Source organism: Carnobacterium pleistocenium FTR1, from assembly GCF_000744285.1.
Classification (GTDB): domain Bacteria; phylum Bacillota; class Bacilli; order Lactobacillales; family Carnobacteriaceae; genus Carnobacterium_B; species Carnobacterium_B pleistocenium.
This window is the reverse complement of sequence record NZ_JQLQ01000002.1, coordinates 2,069,440-2,086,523: the sequence shown is the minus strand read 5'-3', so window position 1 is coordinate 2,086,523 and position 17,084 is coordinate 2,069,440. Positions and strand designations below refer to the sequence as shown.

At 33.7% G+C, this 17,084-nt stretch carries 16 protein-coding genes; 10 read left to right on the top strand and 6 right to left on the bottom strand.

All coding sequences use genetic code 11. The features are described from left to right. Positions 1–23 precede the first annotated feature (23 nt). Together pepV and BP17_RS10160 are read left to right on the top strand one after the other, a co-directional pair. A complete protein-coding gene (gene pepV, locus BP17_RS10165) occupies positions 24–1,424 on the top strand; it encodes a dipeptidase PepV (RefSeq protein WP_035054090.1) in 1,401 nt (466 codons plus the stop codon). 433 nt (positions 1,425–1,857) lie between these two features. Then, positions 1,858–2,091: an SHOCT domain-containing protein gene (locus BP17_RS10160; protein WP_035054088.1), complete on the top strand. Its 234-nt coding sequence runs from the start codon at positions 1,858–1,860 to the stop codon at positions 2,089–2,091. A gap of 93 nt (positions 2,092–2,184) precedes the next feature. On the opposite strand, the gene BP17_RS10155 is transcribed toward BP17_RS10160, so the two are convergent. From BP17_RS10155 to BP17_RS10135, 5 genes are all read right to left on the bottom strand, one after another. Next, positions 2,185–3,579: a HAMP domain-containing sensor histidine kinase gene (locus tag BP17_RS10155; protein ID WP_035054085.1), complete on the bottom strand. Its 1,395-nt coding sequence runs from the start codon at positions 3,577–3,579 to the stop codon at positions 2,185–2,187. Next, a complete protein-coding gene (locus BP17_RS10150) occupies positions 3,563–4,264 on the bottom strand; it encodes a response regulator transcription factor (protein ID WP_035054083.1) in 702 nt (233 codons plus the stop codon). Before BP17_RS10150 ends, BP17_RS10155 begins: the two co-directional genes overlap by 17 nt. Before the next feature lie 44 nt (positions 4,265–4,308). Continuing rightward, positions 4,309–5,826, bottom strand: a complete 1,518-nt coding sequence (locus tag BP17_RS10145; RefSeq protein ID WP_035054080.1) for a multicopper oxidase family protein — start codon at positions 5,824–5,826, stop codon at positions 4,309–4,311. 216 nt (positions 5,827–6,042) lie between these two features. Continuing rightward, entirely contained in the window at positions 6,043–6,783 is a 741-nt protein-coding gene (locus BP17_RS10140) for an amino acid racemase (RefSeq protein WP_035054078.1), read from the bottom strand. Positions 6,784–6,823: 40 nt separating this feature from the next. After that, the gene (locus BP17_RS10135; RefSeq protein WP_035054076.1) at positions 6,824–8,041 is read right to left on the bottom strand and encodes a carboxylate--amine ligase; all 1,218 of its coding nucleotides are present in this window, start codon (positions 8,039–8,041) and stop codon (positions 6,824–6,826) included. A gap of 237 nt (positions 8,042–8,278) precedes the next feature. Here BP17_RS10135 and BP17_RS10130 point away from each other — a divergent pair, with 237 nt between their 5' ends. The 8 genes from BP17_RS10130 to BP17_RS10095 all read left to right on the top strand — a co-directional run bounded on the left by BP17_RS10130 (position 8,279) and on the right by BP17_RS10095 (position 16,263). Beyond that, on the top strand, positions 8,279–9,064 hold the full coding sequence (locus tag BP17_RS10130) for an SDR family oxidoreductase (protein ID WP_035054074.1): 786 nt from the start codon (positions 8,279–8,281) through the stop codon (positions 9,062–9,064). Between the two features lie 66 nt (positions 9,065–9,130). Continuing rightward, the gene (locus BP17_RS10125; RefSeq protein WP_035054072.1) at positions 9,131–10,138 is read left to right on the top strand and encodes a glycosyltransferase family 2 protein; all 1,008 of its coding nucleotides are present in this window, start codon (positions 9,131–9,133) and stop codon (positions 10,136–10,138) included. 86 nt (positions 10,139–10,224) lie between these two features. Next, complete coding sequence (locus tag BP17_RS10120) at positions 10,225–10,938, top strand: DUF975 family protein (protein WP_035054070.1); 714 nt, start codon at positions 10,225–10,227, stop codon at positions 10,936–10,938. A gap of 342 nt (positions 10,939–11,280) precedes the next feature. Then, on the top strand, positions 11,281–11,847 hold the full coding sequence (locus tag BP17_RS10115) for a DsbA family protein (RefSeq protein WP_035054067.1): 567 nt from the start codon (positions 11,281–11,283) through the stop codon (positions 11,845–11,847). Positions 11,848–12,483: 636 nt separating this feature from the next. Then, positions 12,484–13,398, top strand: a complete 915-nt coding sequence (locus tag BP17_RS10110) for a PLP-dependent cysteine synthase family protein (RefSeq protein ID WP_035054065.1) — start codon at positions 12,484–12,486, stop codon at positions 13,396–13,398. Between the two features lie 13 nt (positions 13,399–13,411). Further along, entirely contained in the window at positions 13,412–14,569 is a 1,158-nt protein-coding gene (locus BP17_RS10105; protein ID WP_035054063.1) for a cystathionine gamma-synthase, read from the top strand. Between the two features lie 6 nt (positions 14,570–14,575). Then, on the top strand, positions 14,576–15,220 hold the full coding sequence (locus BP17_RS10100; RefSeq protein ID WP_035054060.1) for a class I SAM-dependent methyltransferase: 645 nt from the start codon (positions 14,576–14,578) through the stop codon (positions 15,218–15,220). Positions 15,221–15,462: 242 nt separating this feature from the next. Continuing rightward, positions 15,463–16,263, top strand: a complete 801-nt coding sequence (locus BP17_RS10095; protein ID WP_035054058.1) for a formate/nitrite transporter family protein — start codon at positions 15,463–15,465, stop codon at positions 16,261–16,263. Positions 16,264–16,433: 170 nt separating this feature from the next. Here the strand turns inward: BP17_RS10095 and BP17_RS10090 are convergent, their stop codons facing one another. Then, a complete protein-coding gene (locus BP17_RS10090; RefSeq protein WP_051910523.1) occupies positions 16,434–17,033 on the bottom strand; it encodes a mechanosensitive ion channel domain-containing protein in 600 nt (199 codons plus the stop codon). Between the last annotated feature and the right edge of the window lie 51 nt (positions 17,034–17,084).

Sequence of the window (17,084 nt, the reverse complement as noted above, 5' to 3'; positions counted from 1 at the left end):
AAATTTTGAGGAGTGTTGAATAGATGGCAATTGATTGGAAAAAAGAAACGGCTGCTCGAAAAGAAGATTTTTTAGCAGACTTAATGGAATTACTTAAAATTAACAGCGTACGCGATGATAGCAAAGCTACCGCTGATGCTCCAGTAGGTCCAGGACCAAAAGAAGCTTTAGAAAGATTTCTAGCTTTAGGTGAACGAGATGGATTTGTTACTAAAAATGTTGGAAACTTAGCTGGACATATTGAATACGGTGCTGGTGACGAAACAATGGGCGTTTTTGCTCACGTTGACGTTGTACCTGTTGGAACAGGCTGGGAAACAGATCCTTTCAGCCCAGTGATCAAAGATGGACGTATCTATGCTCGTGGTTCAAGTGATGATAAAGGGCCAGGTGTGGCTGCTTATTATGCGTTGAAATTGATCAAAGATTTAAATTTACCTGTTTCTAAAAAAGTTCGCTTTATTATTGGAACAGATGAAGAGAGTGGCTGGATGTGTATGGATCATTATTTAGCGAATGAACCGACGCCAGACTTTGGTTTCTCACCAGATGCAGAATTCCCGATTATTAACGGTGAAAAAGGAATTCTTACTGTTTACGTAAATACAAAAGGAAATAATAAAGGCGGAAAAAATGAATTATTGAGTTTTGATGCTGGTTTGCGTGAAAACATGGTACCACAAGATGCTACAGCTATTTTTACAAGTGAAGAAGCTACTCAAATCGAAAAAGATTTTTATGAATTTATTGAAATTTCTCCAATCACAGGAAAAATAGAAGTAGAGGGTACTCAAGTCACGATTGAAGTTGGAGGAAAAGCTGCTCACGGTATGGCACCGCATTTAGGTGTAAATGCTGGTACTTATTTAGCGGCGTTTCTAAATCATTATTCATTTGGCGGAGATACTAAAAATTTCTTGCAATTAACTACTGAGTACCTACATGAAGATACTAAAGCTGAAAAACTAGGATTAAATTATATTGATGACATTATGGGAGACTTAACAATGAATCCAGGAGTATTCACTTTTACTCCTGAAGATGGTGGAGTAATTGCCGTGAATATTCGATTCCCTAAGGGTGTAACACCTGAAGGCATCGAAATCAAAATGGAAAGCAAATTAGCTGAATTCGGCGTAACGCTAAGTCGTGGCAAAGAACAAATGCCGCATTATGTATCTGCTGAAGATCCATTAGTTAAAACATTATTAGATGTTTATCAAAGACAAACTGGATTAGAAGCTCACGAACAAAGTATCGGTGGCGGAACATACGGACGCTTGTTAGAACGTGGAGTAGCTTATGGAGCAATGTTCCCTAGTAGCATTGACACTATGCACCAAGCCAACGAATTTATGGCTATCGATGACTTGATGAATGCAATGAGTATTTACGCAGAAGCTATTTATGAATTGATTAAATAGGTCACTACCCTAAATCAACCTTATTACTTTTTTAATGAGATTGTTTGGTCATAGCAGAATTAAAAAAGGTTTAAAAAGAAAAGTTACCCGGAGAAAATACGAAAAAGTATAGTAATCTGTTTTTCGTATTTTCTCCATGGGGGCTTTTTTATTTTTCACAATTATTAGTTTATAATTGATACAGAAATTATGAAGTGAAATAAATAAGTAAGTAAGTAGTTCATTAACATACTGAAATTTTACGCCATACTTTTTTTGTTAACTCAAGCGTAGAACCCACATAAAAAACATTTAGTGTAACTACATAAAATCCACACAATTGAGGTGTATCTTAATTAAATAGAAAGCCATATGATAAAAGGTACTTTTGTATAGTTTTGAATCAGCTTAATAAGTTGGATAAAAAATTTAATGATTTAAAGGAGGAATTGTCATGTTTGAATGTTTTAGTTTTTTTAATAGAGGAGGAATGGGAGCAATGATGTATATGGGATTTTTCTGGCTTTTATTGTTAATTGTGGTTATATTTTTAGGTGGGAAATTAGTTCTTAACCAACAAAATAAAGGTGAAAATAGAGAAACACCTTTGGAAATTCTTCAAAAAGAATATGCAAAAGGAAATATTTCTGAAGAAGAATACTTGGAAAGAAAAAAACATCTGCAATAAAGGCCATAACATTCATATAGAGTTAGTTGGTATCCATCAAAAAAGCGTTACACTTTAACTATAAAGTATAACGCTTTTTTAGTGTGCACTATTTTATTTTGTGGTTGGAAGAATGACTGTAAATGTAGAACCTTTTCCATAATCACTTTCGGCCGTTATAGTTCCTTTATGGGCCTTAATGATAGATTTTACAATAGCTAGACCAATGCCTTGACCACCTAAAGAACTATTTCTTGAAAGATCAGACATATAAAATCTCTCGAAAATATGATTGATTTCTTTTGGGTGAATGCCTTCTCCAGTATCTGTTACAATCAGCAAAGCATGATTTTTTTCTTTGCTAACTTTTAAAGTTATGCTTCCTTTGGATGGGGTGAATTTAACAGCATTTGATAAAAGATTTGTAATGACCTGACTTATTTTGTCCTTATCAGCAGTAATGAATAAAGAATGACCATCCAATGAATAATGAATGTTTTTCTTAGCAAAAAAAGCTTCAAAATTAGCTGTTATATTTTCTACAAGAAGATATAAATCGAAAGATGTTTTGTTTAAACTATCTTGCTGACTTTCAATTTCATTAATTGTATCAATACTTCCGATAAGGCGAGTGATACGGTTCACTTCATCGTAACAGCTGTGGAGGCGTTCATCGGTTACTTCCCATATTCCATCTATCATAGCTTCCAGATTTCCTTTTAATGTTGTTAAAGGGGTTCTGATTTCATGAGCGATATCTGAAGATAATTGATTTCTGATAGCTTGCTGATTTTCAAGTTGAATGGATAAATCATTTACCGACACAATAAGTTCATCTATTTCTTTAATAGCTGTTTTTTCAGGCGACGAACTTGAGTAATTTCCTTTAGCAATTTTTCTTGTAAAGTTTTTTACTTTCACTATAGGACGACTTATTTTTTTCGCAACTAGAGCAGCAAAAAAGAAAGAAAGCACTAGCGCTATAATAGCGGCTAGGATAAGATTATTCTTCATATCTGCAATAAATAAAGCGTCATGTTCTGAATAAACAGCGGGTCCCATATAATTGATGAGAACTTCTCCAATTTTTTGTTCATCGTTAAACAAAGGAATAGTTTCTTCTATAGGAGTATTTTCTATTGATCCCATCATATTATCCATATTTGAACTGTTTCCCAGCATTTTTTGATTATGACCCATCATATCTGAAGATGCAGGGCTCCAAAGTAAATTTTTTTCAGTGTCATATATTTTCAAGATAACTGAATTGTGTAATGACTCCAATCCAATTGAATCAAAAGCAGCAGTTGTTGGCCAACCATCATTTTCGGCGTAAAATCTTTCTAAGTTGGTGGTATATTCTAGCAGTTCAGATTCTTGTCTTTCAGCAACATATTTTGCAAAGTGATTATCCATTAGACTTAGCGTCATCACACTAAATGCGCCAATTATAATGAAAGAAATAGAGACAAATGAAACTATAAATTGCCATTTAATTGTACGATTCATTTTTTCTCCCACCAAATCGATAGCCCATGCCATAAACCGTCAGTATAAAATAAGGCTGTCGTGTATTATCTTCAATTTTCTGTCGTAAGTTCTTAATATGAGAATCAATAATGCGATCAAGAACGTCAAATTCAAGACCTTTTACATTTTCTAATAATTGCTCTCGAGAAAATACTTGTTTTGGATGGGAAGCTAGTAATGCTAGCAGTTCAAATTCAGTAGGGGTCAATATAATTTCCTTTTGGTTTTTAAAAACCTGTTTGTTCTCAGGATAAATCACCAGGATGCCTTTATCAAATGACCACTTAATTTCTGGTGCAGCAGGTGAAGCTGAGCGACGCAGAACAGTTTCTACACGCGCCACTAATTCTTTGGGGCTGAAAGGTTTTACGATATAATCATCAGCTCCCATCTGCAGACCAGTTAGAATATCATTTTCTGTTGATTTTGCAGTCAGCAAAATGATAGGAACGTCAGATGTTTTTCGTATGTTCTGACAAATAATCGTCCCAGATATATCAGGTAACATAAGATCTAACACAATTAGATTCGGTTGCACCAACTCAAATTTTTCCATTGCTTCTGTTCCGTTAGAAGCTCGGAATACTTGGAATTTTTTTGCATGGAGATAAGCTTCTACAATATCCAATATTTTCGGTTCATCATCTACAATTAAAATTTTCAAATTTCACTGCCCCCATTAATCTCTCTATAACTTTTTTTAAACCATTATTCTACAAGTATTTGTCCCATCATTCCATTATCTTCATGTTCAAGAATGTGGCAATGGTACATGAAAATACCTTTTTTTGAAAATTCAACTGCAATACGAACTGTTTCCCCAGGATATAATGCAATCGTATCTTTCCATCCATGTTCGTTTAGAGGCGGAACTTCCCCATTCCGGTCTAATACTTTGAACTGAACACCATGTAAATGAAAGGGATGTATCATTCTACTCATCATATCACTTAAATTAGTTATTTCCCATATTTCTGTGATTCCTTTTTTTGCTCGTAAGTCTATCCGATTCATATCAAACTGTTTTCCATTAATAGCAACCATATTTCCCATACCACTGAAGGTTAGTTCTTTATCTGGAACAGAAATGTTATCAAAATTAGTTGATACATCATTTAAAGTTTTTGGTAATGATCCAGCTTCAGAATTTATTTCTTCAACAATCTTTATAGAAAGAGTTTCAGCAGTTCCGTCCAGCACTTGTACTGTATCACCATTTTTATAAGCACTTAAATCAACTACAATTTCGGCTCTTTCGCCAGGAACTAATTGAATAGTATCCATTTGTACGGGTTCATTTAAAAACCCTCCATCAGAGGCGATTTGATAAAAATTTTCCTCACTTGATAGATTAAACTGATAATTACGTGCATTTGAACCATTGACAAGACGTAGCCTTAATCGTTCATTTTTCACTTCTATATAAGGGCCTATGGTTCCATTCACTAATAAGGTATCTCCATTAGTACCGTTCATGTTTCGGATATCTTGATAGTTGAATTGATTGTTTTCATCAAAGAAACGATCTTGAACAATGATTGGAAAATCATTTATCCCATAATCTTTGGGAAGATCTAATGCATCAGAATTTTCGTCTTCGATATAAATTAATCCAGCTAATCCATTATAGACTTGCTCACCAGTACGACCTTCAGGATGGGGATGAAACCACAAAGTCGCAGCTTCTTGCATCACTGTAAAATCAACGGTTGCTGTTCCATTAGGTTGAATGGGGCTATGTGGGCCACCGTCAACATTGGAGGGTATCTGTAAACCATGCCAATGAAAAGAAGTATTTTCATTTAATTTATTGACGGTAGTAAGATGCACATTTTGACCTTTGCGGATGCGTAAAATAGGACCGAGATAGGAACCATTATACCCATACGTTTCGGTTAAAGGCCCATCTTTGAATGCGGTTGTTCCTGCTTGGGCCGTTAGTGTATAAGAAATATCTGTTGAGGTTTCTTGGTCACTTTCCAAAAGTGGCGGCAGTTTAAGTTTATTCTGGATCTGAGAATCATCGATAATGTCAGCGGTATCATTTGATCTCATCTGACCATTTCCCATCGTAGAATTTGTATCATTATTGAACATTCCTGTTCTATTCTCATTATTAGTTAAGGAAGGATTTGATTTGTTAAAGTTTAGTATTAAAATAATGGAAACAACAATTAATAAAATCAAAGAAAATAGGAATAGTGTAATTAGTTTGTTTTTTTTCACTATAATTCCCCCTTATTTGGTTATATATAATAGTATAACGTGAATTTATGGAGAAACGATGGAGAAGCGGTTGTTATCTATAAAAAAACATACTAGAAATAATTGCTGTTAAAACAGTAATTATTTACAGTATGTTTTTAGCGACATATACTAGAAATAAAGCGTCTATTCAATAAGTATAAGTGTAAGCTGAAACTTATTTCTTTTTAGTAACAGTCAAACTATATCACTATTTATAAGGGCTTTGTTATCTCTTACTTTCAATTCCTGAGCTAGTTGAAAAGTTTTATCTATAAGGATTTTTTCGGCATCAATAACAGGAAATCTTTTTAATGGATCATGGCTGTTGGCTAATGAAAGCTCGGTGCATCCTAATAGTGTGACATCACTTCCCATTAGCTTAAAATCTTCGAGAATTTCTTCATAAAGCAAAAGGTTGATAATGCCTTGTTCTTTTATAAAAGTATAAATTAATTGATTGATTTTATTCTGCTGGATAAGATCTGGTAAAATGACTTCGTAGCCTTTGGAGAGAAGTTCAAGCTGGTATAATTGGCTTTCTAATGTTCCTTGGGTTACAGCTAAACCAATTTTTTTCTTAGAATGAGCTGGAAAGGGGATCGCTTTAACGGTTTCTTTAATCATATCGATAATAGGAATAGATGTAGCTTCTTTTAAATCATCAATAAAATAATGAGCAGTGTTACACGGCATGACAATAAAATCTGGTTGTAACAGGTTGATTTTCTCAATATCTTCAATCAATGCAGGCAATGGACTAGGAGTTGAATGGTCAAGGATATACGCTGTACGATCTGGAATTTCAGCATGATTGAATAAAATATAATTAAAGAAGTCTTGATCTTTTTTTGGATTGTGTTTTTTGTTTAATTCAACTAAAAAGTTAGTGGTTGTTAGTGTGCCCATACCGCCTAAGATAGCAAAAAAGTTCTTCATAATTAGGACGACCTTCCTATTTTGAGATAGAAACAGAAGATTAATGAGGTTGTGGATAAGTTTTAAACTTCTTAAAGTAGTTTAGTGTGGCGATTTTTACATAGAGTTTGCGTTTTATACTTGGTTCATCTTGGCTAGCTAAAGGATGAAAGACTTCTTTAGCTTTATACAATTGTTGAACAATGTTTTTTGTTTCTCTTGAATGGATATTGTCTAATAATAGTTTCTTTGGTACTGCTGAGTACAAAATTTGGTTATCCGCTACAGAATAGTCAATAAATTCATGCTCAATAAAATCTTTTACATAATAAACAGCTACATTCTTACCGGCAGCAGTCACATAATAATTACTGCGACCAAGACGAGCATTAAGCTCAAAAAACTTATAAGTTTGATTACGGGAATCATATTTAACATCATAGTTAGAAAAGCCTGTCCACCCAGTAGCTTTGACTAATTTAGTTACATCTCTAACGATTTGATCTTCTTTTCTTGTTAAAATAGCAAGGTGATTTCCAATAGCTGAGGGTGTATGGTCTTCAAGTAATGTTTGTCCAAAAGCAACCACCTTTACTTCTCCGGTGTCGTGAGAAGAATAAACAGTAGCAACGCCAACTAAGGAGTCATCCCCTGGAATGTATTCTTGTAAAATAATTTCATCAGCATACCCATTATCTTTCATATCTTGGATGATTTTCTTGTATGCAGCGGGAGTTTCGCAAATATAAACCTTTTCTTTACCTGGAAAGTCAATTGAATGATATTTCATGCTATTAGTCGGTTTGATGATAATGGGGAAGTCGAATGGTAGCTGTTCTTTATATTCGCTTATCACTAAACTTTTAGGATAAGGGACTCCCTCTTTTTCACAAATGTCATAAAAACTTGCTTTATTCGTTGCATGATAAAAAATCTTCTTGTCTACATAAGGAATAATCCAATCACTGGGGAAAAGCTCTTTGTGATTGATAATCAGTTCAACCGAGTTGTCTGAACTAGCTAAGAGGATCTTTTTTTTATTTGGGTAGCGTGTATCGATATCTTTTAGCAAATTTATCAATACCTCAGGTTGCATCATTTTAGGCTCAACTACGGGATCAATAAAGATAGAATGATCGATTGGTCCAGTAACCATAGTACATAAAACAAGAGAGGTTACTTTATAAGCTTCATAAAAAGACCTTGCTGTACTATAGGCACCTAAGTTTCCTCCTAATAAAACAGGAATAAATGTCTGTGATTCAATGGACGATGGCATAATAAAACAATCCTTTCTAAAAAAAAGTGTATAAGAAAAATAAAAATATTAAAAAAACTAATTAACAGATGTTATGGGAACCTTTTCTTAAACAAATAAATTATAACACTGCCATTAATTAAATGAAAGAATGAAGCATTTGAGCAATACTTCAAGGTAAAAGTTTACATTTGTACTTGATTATGAAAAAATGAAGTAAGATAAGAGATAATGAATAAATTAAAGGAGGAGTTTTTAGTGGACTTAAATTTGGCAGGTAAAACAGCATTAGTAATAGCTTCAAGTCAAGGATTAGGAAAAGCAGTAGCAACTGAATTGGTAAAAGAAGGAACAAATGTAATGATTTCAAGTCGGAATGCCGAGAAATTAAAAAACGTGCAAGAGGAACTAAACGCAATTGGAAAAGGAAAAGTTTTTTTTCACCCTGCTGATATTACTAAAATCGAAGATATTCAGCAACTCGTAAAAGAAACGAGAAAAGTTCTTGGACCTATTGATATTCTTATCAATAACGCTGGTGGGCCTCCGACAGGTTCTTTTGAAGAATTTTCGGATAAAGATTGGGAAAATTCTTTCCAACTGAATTTATTGAGTTATATTCGCATTATTCGTGAAGTATTGCCGGATTTAAAAGAAAATGGTGGTAAAATTATTAATATCGCTTCTTCATCAATTAAACAACCGATTTCAGGATTAATATTATCAAATACATTTCGTCTTGGTATTTTGGGTCTTAGTAAAACGTTAGCCGAGGAGTTAGGCCCGTACAACATTCTAGTAAATACTGTTGCACCTGGACGAATTGCAACGGATAGAATCGCAATGTTGGATGAAAGGATAGCTGAAAAACAGAATGTATCTAGGGAAGAAGTTACAAAAAGGATAGAAGACTCTATTCCACTTGGCCGCTATGGAACGCCAGAAGAATTTGCCAAGTTTGTTGTCTTTCTTGTTTCAGATGTAAACACCTACGTTACAGGATCAGCTTTGATGATTGATGGTGGAAGTGTTAAAGCAATTTAAGAAAGTTTGAATTGAGAAATAACCTAGCAAGAAAAAAGGATTTACAGTATTCAAGGAGGAAAAAATATGTTGCTAAGCGTCATTATGCCTGTATACAATACAAGCGCAACTTTAGGAGATGCGGTAAAAAGCGTTTTACAACAACAATATAGCGACTTTGAACTTATTTTGGTTGATGATGGTTCTTCAGATAGCTCGCCGGAAATTTGTGATTTATTAGCAAAAACAGATGAGCGTATTAAAGTTGTTCATCAAGTAAATAAAGGATTATCAGCTGCTAGAAATCAAGGAATAAAAGCGGCATCTGGAGAGTTTTATGCGTTTATCGACAGTGATGATCGATTTGATGAAGAAGTTTTTTTGAATTTCCATAAAGAAAGAATTCAACACCCGGATATGACGATGTATGTAATGAACTTTGATAAAGTATATGGCAAAATCAGAGTTCCTAAAAAACATAGTAAAAATAAAATTATTACTGAACCAAAAGAGTTGATTGAATTAATATTTGGCTCTTCAGGAGTAGCTTTTTATACATGGAATAAAATTTATCATCATAGTTTATTTTTAGAAGTCTCTTTTCCAGTGGGGAAAATTTTTGAGGATATCGTGACGACTTATAAGCTTGCCAAAATATCTAGTAAGACAATTGTAACGAATAGTGTTGGTTATCATTATATCAGAAGATCAAATACCATTATCAATAGCACTTTTTCACCAAAATATTATGATATTCTAACTGAGACTGAGAAATTATATGCTCTGGTAAAAAAAGATTTTCCTGAATTAAAACATGAAGGCTTGCGAAAGCTTGTTGAAAGTATAAATTCTGTTGGATATAAATTAAGTCAAGCTCCCGATTCGCTAGAAGCAGAAATTTTTCAAGAAAGGCTTCAACAAGATATTCAACTCTACCAAACAGAAATTGATAACGATAAAAAATTACCGTTATATTATAAAATAGGATTGAAATTATTACAGAGTGATATCAGTTCCTATAAAGATTTTTATAAAACAAACTTGAAAAAAATTATAATGGGAAAACAATCAAAAGCGGAAGATAAATCTTTATAGTAAAGGAAACTAGTTCTATTAAGATATGTAATAAATACTTTTTTTATAAACGATAAGAAATAATTCATCTAAGGAGAATATTAAAAATGGGTAGTTATAAGACAAGAATTGAATTGAAAAATGATGCTAAAGCACTACTTAAAGGAAGATGGAAAGATGCAATTTTATTAAATCTTATTCCAACGGTAATCTTTGTTATTGTAACGCTTTTCTTTGTGGGTTTAGTGTATATTTTGGCTAATAATGTAGATGCAAACTTTTGGGATTGGTTAATTAATTCTATGTCATCTGAAAATGGAAATGGAAACGGAACAAGTAATATTGGCGGTGGGATTTTATCGACTCTTTTTACAGTAGGTATTTCATTTACATTTCTAGATTGGTTTAGAAATCCTGAGATGGAAATTCGCCCCATAAAAAATGGATTACAAGCATTCTCAAAAAGATATTTTCTTAGAGTAGTTCTGATTTATATCTTATCCAGTATCTTCACTACATTGTGGGCTTTATTATTCATTATACCCGGTATTATAAAATATTATGCTTATTCACAAGCCTATTTAATTTATAAAGATCAATCAAGTCTAGTACCTAATGAAAAAGTTTCTTCTCTAGATTGTATCACAGAGAGTAAAAATAAAATGAAAGGCCACAAATGGCGACTTTTTGTTTTAGAGATAAGCTTTATTGGTTGGGGCATATTGTCTGTTTTATCTTTAGGAATCGGATTTATATGGTTAATGCCGTATCAAAATGCAACAAAGGTGGCTTTCTATGAAGACTTGATTCTATCTAAATAAATTTAAAAGTAAGGATGGATATCCAAGATTAACACCCTCGAGAAGTTAGAGTGAAATCTAATGTTTTTTGGGGTTTTTTTTAAATAATAGAAACGAATGTGTAGAAATGATGGAAATAAAGTAGTGCTTGAAGCAACTCAGCGGCTGCTTGTATTCTATTGGTACCCTTCTTAAACACGATGTCTATTTTGTAATAATATTGGAAGTTTTTAATTCAGTAGAAGTTTGAAATGATAGTCCCATTCCTTTTTTTATATAGTAATGAGCAAATAATTTTTTGTGCAAGCTAATTACTGTTATGGTGTAGATATAAGTTGATATGGAATTGAGGGGAATCACTTTATGGTAGAGGGAACTAAACAAGTTGAAATTTTTTTATTTATTAATCCAATCAGTAAAGCTTCACTGAAGATGGAAGAAGAAGTACTTAAGTTCATGGATGTTTATGAAGAAAATACACGAATGACCATTTATTCTTATCATAACACTTATACGCTACACCAATATTTCAAAAAAAATAATCTTCTAGCAGAAACAGCTTTATGGAATGCTTTGAACAATGATAGTTTTCATTTATCGTTAGCCTTTATTGCTGCTACTATGCAAGGTAAAAAAAAGAGCAGAGCATTTTTACTAGCTGTTCAAAGGAAAATGTTCAATAAAAAAAAGAACCTTTCAAAAAAAATATTACTTGAGTCAGCAGAACAGGCTGATTTGGATATGGAGATGTTTCTATTAGATTTACATTCTCCATTTGTTCAACATTTATTCACTCTTGATCAAGAAGTCGCAAGTGCTATGGGTGTGAGAGATACACCATCCTGTTTATTGGTAACAACAGGTGAAGATGAAAAAGCAACTTTAATTGAAAATTACATTACAGCAGAAGATCTGTATGAAATGGTTTAAAATAAGGTTGATTAAGTTTTGCTTTAATGATCTTCATTGAAAATGGTAACCTTTTTATAAACAAGTGGCTCTAGGTCAAATAGTGTGGATGCATCAAGTTGGAAATTTATTCTGGAATGTACGAGTTTATAATTCTCATTGAATCCAGTGCACGGCCACAAGCAATCCTATTCCTCCAAAAATTATATAAACCAAATAAGTTTATTGAAGAAACATGTGATTGGTTTGGATTTTTTGCTTCTTTAAATTTTAGTTGACAAATAAAAAAGGGATTGATAAGATGTGTCTACGCAGATGTAAGAGTTCTCTTACACTGAATTAAAAAATAAATTAAGAAAGGAAGAAGCCCTAATGAAAAAAATGAACTGTTTAGACGTGTGTTGTTGTTTATGTTGTATAGGCCACTCATGTCGACAAGTTTCATCTTTTAATAGGCTTTCTTCTTTTTTGTGAACCTAACTATTTGTTATCCTCTATGGACTGCTACGAAAAAAGTAGTCAATGATTAGGTGTATCGAGAATGGTTTTGATTGGAAGAAACTAAATTAAATTAGATGATTTGTGCATGAGTGTAAAATCTCATGCACTTTTTTTGTCCATTTTTCAAAGTGAGAATGAAGATAAGGAGAAAATAATATGTTGTTTAGAAAAACGCAAGATTTGATAGGAGATACACCCTTACTAGAAATACAGGGATTTGAATTGCCAAAAAATAGCAAAATATATGCAAAATTAGAAATGTTCAATCCTGGAGGAAGCATCAAAGATCGATTAGGAGTCAAATTAATAAAATCAGCTTTTGATGAAGGTCTAATTAATCAAAATACAACGATTATTGAACCTACTGCGGGAAATACGGGTATTGGTTTAGCCTTAGCGGCACAAGAGTTTGGTTTGAAAGTCATGTTTACAGTGCCAGAAAAATTTAGTCAAGAAAAACAAGAATTAATGAAGGCACTTGGAGCGCAGTTGATTTTTACACCGACTGAAAAAGGAATGATCGGTGCGATAGAAAAAGCTCGATTTTTGGCTGCAAGCATTACAAATAGTTACATCCCGATGCAGTTTGAAAATCAAGCAAATCCATTAACTTATTATGAAACCCTTGGACCAGAGATTATAAAAGATATACCTAGTCAGGCGATACACTCTTTTGTAGCTGGGGCAGGCAGTGGAGGAACCTTTATTGGAACTGCAGCTTATCTAAAAGAAAAAAATCCAGCAATTCGTACAACCATAGTAGAACCTGAGGGCTCAATTTTAGGTGGCGGAACGGCTCATGGACATAAAACGGAAGGGATAGGAATGGAATTTATACCCAAGTTTATAGATGAATCTTTAATCGATCATGTCTATACGATCTCTGATGAAGAAGCCTTTCACTATGTTAAACAATTAGCAGCAACAAATGGTTTGTTTGTGGGGAGTTCGAGTGGAGCAGCATTTGCAGCTTGTTTGAGAGAAGCACGTTTGTTACCAGAAGGAAGCACAATCGTTACAATTTTCCCAGATAGCAGTGAGCGTTATTTAAGTAAAAAAATATACCAATAGGAGAGTGTCAAAAATGAAAATGAAAACAAAGTTAATCCACGGTGGTATCAGTCATGACGAAGCAACTGGTTCGGTAAATGTACCCATTCATCAAACATCAACGTACAAACAAGAAAAAGTAGGCAAACACAAAGGGTATGAGTATTCTAGATCTGGAAATCCTACTCGCTTTGCAGTAGAAGAATTAATCAAAGAGTTAGAAGAAGGCGTAAAAGGATTTGCTTTTGGGTCAGGCTCAGCGGGTACTCATACTGTATTGTCTTTATTTTCTAAAGGAGACCACATTATTGTGGGAGATGATGTTTATGGCGGAACTTACCGCTTAATGAACAAAGTGCTTGTTCGTCTTGGCATAACTTTTACAGCGGTAGATACAAGTGATCTAAGCACGGTTGGGCCAGCTATTCGTCCAGAAACGAAAGCCATCTTTTTAGAAACACCAACTAATCCATTACTAAAGATAACCGATATTGAGGCTGTAGCTAGCATCGCAAAAGAATCTAACTTAATAGTTATTGTTGACAATACATTTGCTACACCTTATCACCAACGTCCACTTACGCTAGGAGCAGATATTGTCATTCATAGCGCTTCAAAATATTTAGGTGGACACAGCGATATTGTGGCTGGATTAGTGACAACAAATAATGAAAAACTAGCTGATGAAATTGGCTTCCTACAGAATGCGATTGGTGGAATTTTAGGGCCGCAAGATAGTTGGATTTTACAAAGAGGAATCAAAACTTTAGGCATTAGAATGGAAGAACATGAAAAAAATGCTCATGAGATCGTGCATTTTTTGGTCAATCATTCGAGTATTGAAAAAGTATATTACCCTGGATTAGAAAGTCATCCAGGACATGCAATTGCTAAAGAGCAAATGAGTGGGTTTGGTGGAATGATTTCATTTGAATTAAAAGAAGGGTTCTCAGCGAAAGACTTTGTCGAAAAATTAGACCTTATTACGCTAGCTGAAAGCTTGGGAGCAGTTGAAAGTTTGATTGAAATCCCTGCATTGATGACCCATGGTTCTATCCCGAAAGAAGTTCGTTTAAAATCAGGTATAAAAGATGAATTGGTTCGGTTGTCTGTAGGTTTAGAAGATGTAGAGGATTTAATAGAGGACTTGGATCAAGCCTTAACGTTTGTAATGAATAGCAAAGGAGAATAAAAAATCATGGGACGTGAATTTTTAGGTATTTTTACTGAATGGTCAAGTGATTACGATAATTTTGTTGAAGGAAACGATTCTGAATATAAAGCAGTTTTTGAAGGATACAGTAGTATTTTGGAAGAAATTGTTCAAAGAAGTGGAATGAACATTTTGGAATTTGGGATAGGGACTGGAAATTTGACTCAGCAATTGATTTTGGCAGGTAAATGGGTTTTTCCAATAGAACCTTCTAAAGAAATGCGTGAATTAGCTAAAAAGAAACTACCAAGTGGAGTTATTATTTATGACGGTGATTTACAACATTACCCAAAACCGACAAAATCGGTTGATACAATTGTTAGTTCCTATGTATTTCATCATTTGACAGACACCGAAAAGGAAACTTCTTTGAAAAAGTATGCTGATGAACTTGGAGAGGGCGGGAAGGTTGTTTTTGCAGATACCATGTTTGAATCGCAAGAAGCCCTTGAACAAAAAATTGAACAGGCTAAAGAAAAGAAGTTCTACGCATTAGCAGATGATTTAGAAAGAGAATACTATTCTCTTATTCCAACGTTACTAACTTTATTTGATCAAGCAGGATTTAATACTTCTGTCCAACAAATGAATGACTATGTATGGATCATAGAAGGAGTAAAACGGGGTTAACAAGTAAATAAAACAAACAAACGACACTGATTTAGTTAGTGTCGTTTGTTTTTGACAATTAAATGATTTTTCTGTCAATAATTCATTTATCCATTATTAAATAAAGGCAGTCGTGAAAGAAATTTGACATTTATTAAAAAATTGAGCCATGAAAACGTATTTCTTCCCAAAAATGTTTTTCAATGAAGTATAATGGTAATATTGTTAAAAAGATAACAAATTAAAAAGGTGGTAGGAAAGTAATGGAAACACAAAATACAGGTTTAATGTACAATATTGAAAAAAGTGTTATGAAAAAGCAAAGCTTATATGATAATAGCAAGTCACGTTATTTTGTCCGTGCAATGTTAGCTTGTTTATTCTTAACATTAGGAACAGCAGTTGCGGTTATGATTGGACAAGCAGGCGAAGAGATTGCCCCTGGATTAGGAAAAATGCTTTACGCATTTATGTTTAGTTGGTCGCTAGTTATGATTATTTATATGAATGCAGAATTAGGCACATCAAATATGATGTACATGACAATTGCAATGCAAAGAAAGTGGTTGAAACCTAAAAAAGCTTTAGCAATTTTATTTTATTGTGTATTATTTAACTTAATTGGTGGAATTATCGCAAGTTTAGTTATATCTTTCACATATAAGTTTCACGCATTGCCAAGCGACCATTTCCTGTTTACTGCGGTAGCCGGAAAACTAGCTAAAACGCCTATACAAGTCTTTTCAGAAGGTATTTTTGCAAATATTATTGTTAATACAGCCGTTTATTGTACGATACGAATGAAAGATGATGCTGGGAAAATTATTGCGATGATCTTCATCATTTTCATTTTTGCTTATCTAGGCTTTGAACACGTTATTGCCAATTTTTCTTCTTTTTCATTAGCCTTTTTTGCTTCTGGCGGAACAGTCCCTGGTATGACGTTTGGTGCTGTAACGGTAAACTTGATCGTGGCTTTTCTAGGGAATTATGTTGGAGGAGCATTAATGATTGGAATGCTGTACTCATGGTTGAATAAAAATCAAACAGATTACGTAGATTAAATAAATGAATCATATAAAAAAAAGACTGGGGAATTTCCTGGTTTTTTTTATATGATCAATTAATTTTTTTTTTCGTATCATATTTTGCCTTCCTTAATAAATCGTTCAAACTTATCAACAGATCAGTCTGGACACGCTGAATTTTCTAGAATTGTTAAAAATAATTTCAGTTACTTCATTTTCGTACTGCTACTAGAAAACACTTCAAGCGTTTCAGTTGCTATTTCTAGGCGTGCTCCTTCTTGTTTAAATCGTTGGAGGATTTCCGAAAAAAAATTTTCTTTTACGATACGGCGTTCTCGGTAATCAACTGCATACCGGAGGTTTATTTCTACCCAATTGTCTTTAAAAGAAAGAAAAACTTGACTATCTAAAGAAGCATTTTCTAGTTTGTAACGTCTCTTCATATTTCCCCAAGCAATAACAGCTTCTTTGTTATATTGTCCGGTATGCTTTTCCACTATTTCTAATAAAATAGTTTTGGCTAACTTCATATCACTTTCAAAGCGCAATGGAATCATGATTTCATCCCATAAAAACTTGAAATTAGCGGTATAGTTGTATACGGGCGAGCTAAAGATATAACTGTTTGCAACACGAACGATTCTACCCGTGTATTGATCACCATTTACCCATTCTCCAATTTCCATTAAGGTGGTTCGCAGTACACCGATATCCACGACATCGCCTTTGATTCCTCCTAAGAGAAAACGATCGCCTGTTTCAAAAAAATCACCAAATAAAATCGCAAACCATCCTGCAATGCTCATGATTACTTCTCGTAAAGCGTATGTAATTCCAGCTCCAGCCAGGCCGATTGC

Coding starts and splice junctions, on each gene's coding strand:
- pepV (WP_035054090.1), top strand. CDS start 24: ATGGCAATTGATTGGAAAAAAGAAACGGCTGCTCGAAAAGAAGATTTT.
- BP17_RS10160 (WP_035054088.1), top strand. CDS start 1,858: ATGTTTGAATGTTTTAGTTTTTTTAATAGAGGAGGAATGGGAGCAATG.
- BP17_RS10155 (WP_035054085.1), bottom strand. CDS start 3,579: ATGAATCGTACAATTAAATGGCAATTTATAGTTTCATTTGTCTCTATT.
- BP17_RS10140 (WP_035054078.1), bottom strand. CDS start 6,783: ATGAAGAACTTTTTTGCTATCTTAGGCGGTATGGGCACACTAACAACC.
- BP17_RS10135 (WP_035054076.1), bottom strand. CDS start 8,041: ATGCCATCGTCCATTGAATCACAGACATTTATTCCTGTTTTATTAGGA.
- BP17_RS10125 (WP_035054072.1), top strand. CDS start 9,131: ATGTTGCTAAGCGTCATTATGCCTGTATACAATACAAGCGCAACTTTA.
- BP17_RS10120 (WP_035054070.1), top strand. CDS start 10,225: ATGGGTAGTTATAAGACAAGAATTGAATTGAAAAATGATGCTAAAGCA.
- BP17_RS10115 (WP_035054067.1), top strand. CDS start 11,281: ATGGTAGAGGGAACTAAACAAGTTGAAATTTTTTTATTTATTAATCCA.
- BP17_RS10110 (WP_035054065.1), top strand. CDS start 12,484: ATGTTGTTTAGAAAAACGCAAGATTTGATAGGAGATACACCCTTACTA.
- BP17_RS10105 (WP_035054063.1), top strand. CDS start 13,412: ATGAAAATGAAAACAAAGTTAATCCACGGTGGTATCAGTCATGACGAA.
- BP17_RS10100 (WP_035054060.1), top strand. CDS start 14,576: ATGGGACGTGAATTTTTAGGTATTTTTACTGAATGGTCAAGTGATTAC.
- BP17_RS10095 (WP_035054058.1), top strand. CDS start 15,463: ATGGAAACACAAAATACAGGTTTAATGTACAATATTGAAAAAAGTGTT.
- BP17_RS10090 (WP_051910523.1), bottom strand. CDS start 17,033: ATGAGCATTGCAGGATGGTTTGCGATTTTATTTGGTGATTTTTTTGAA.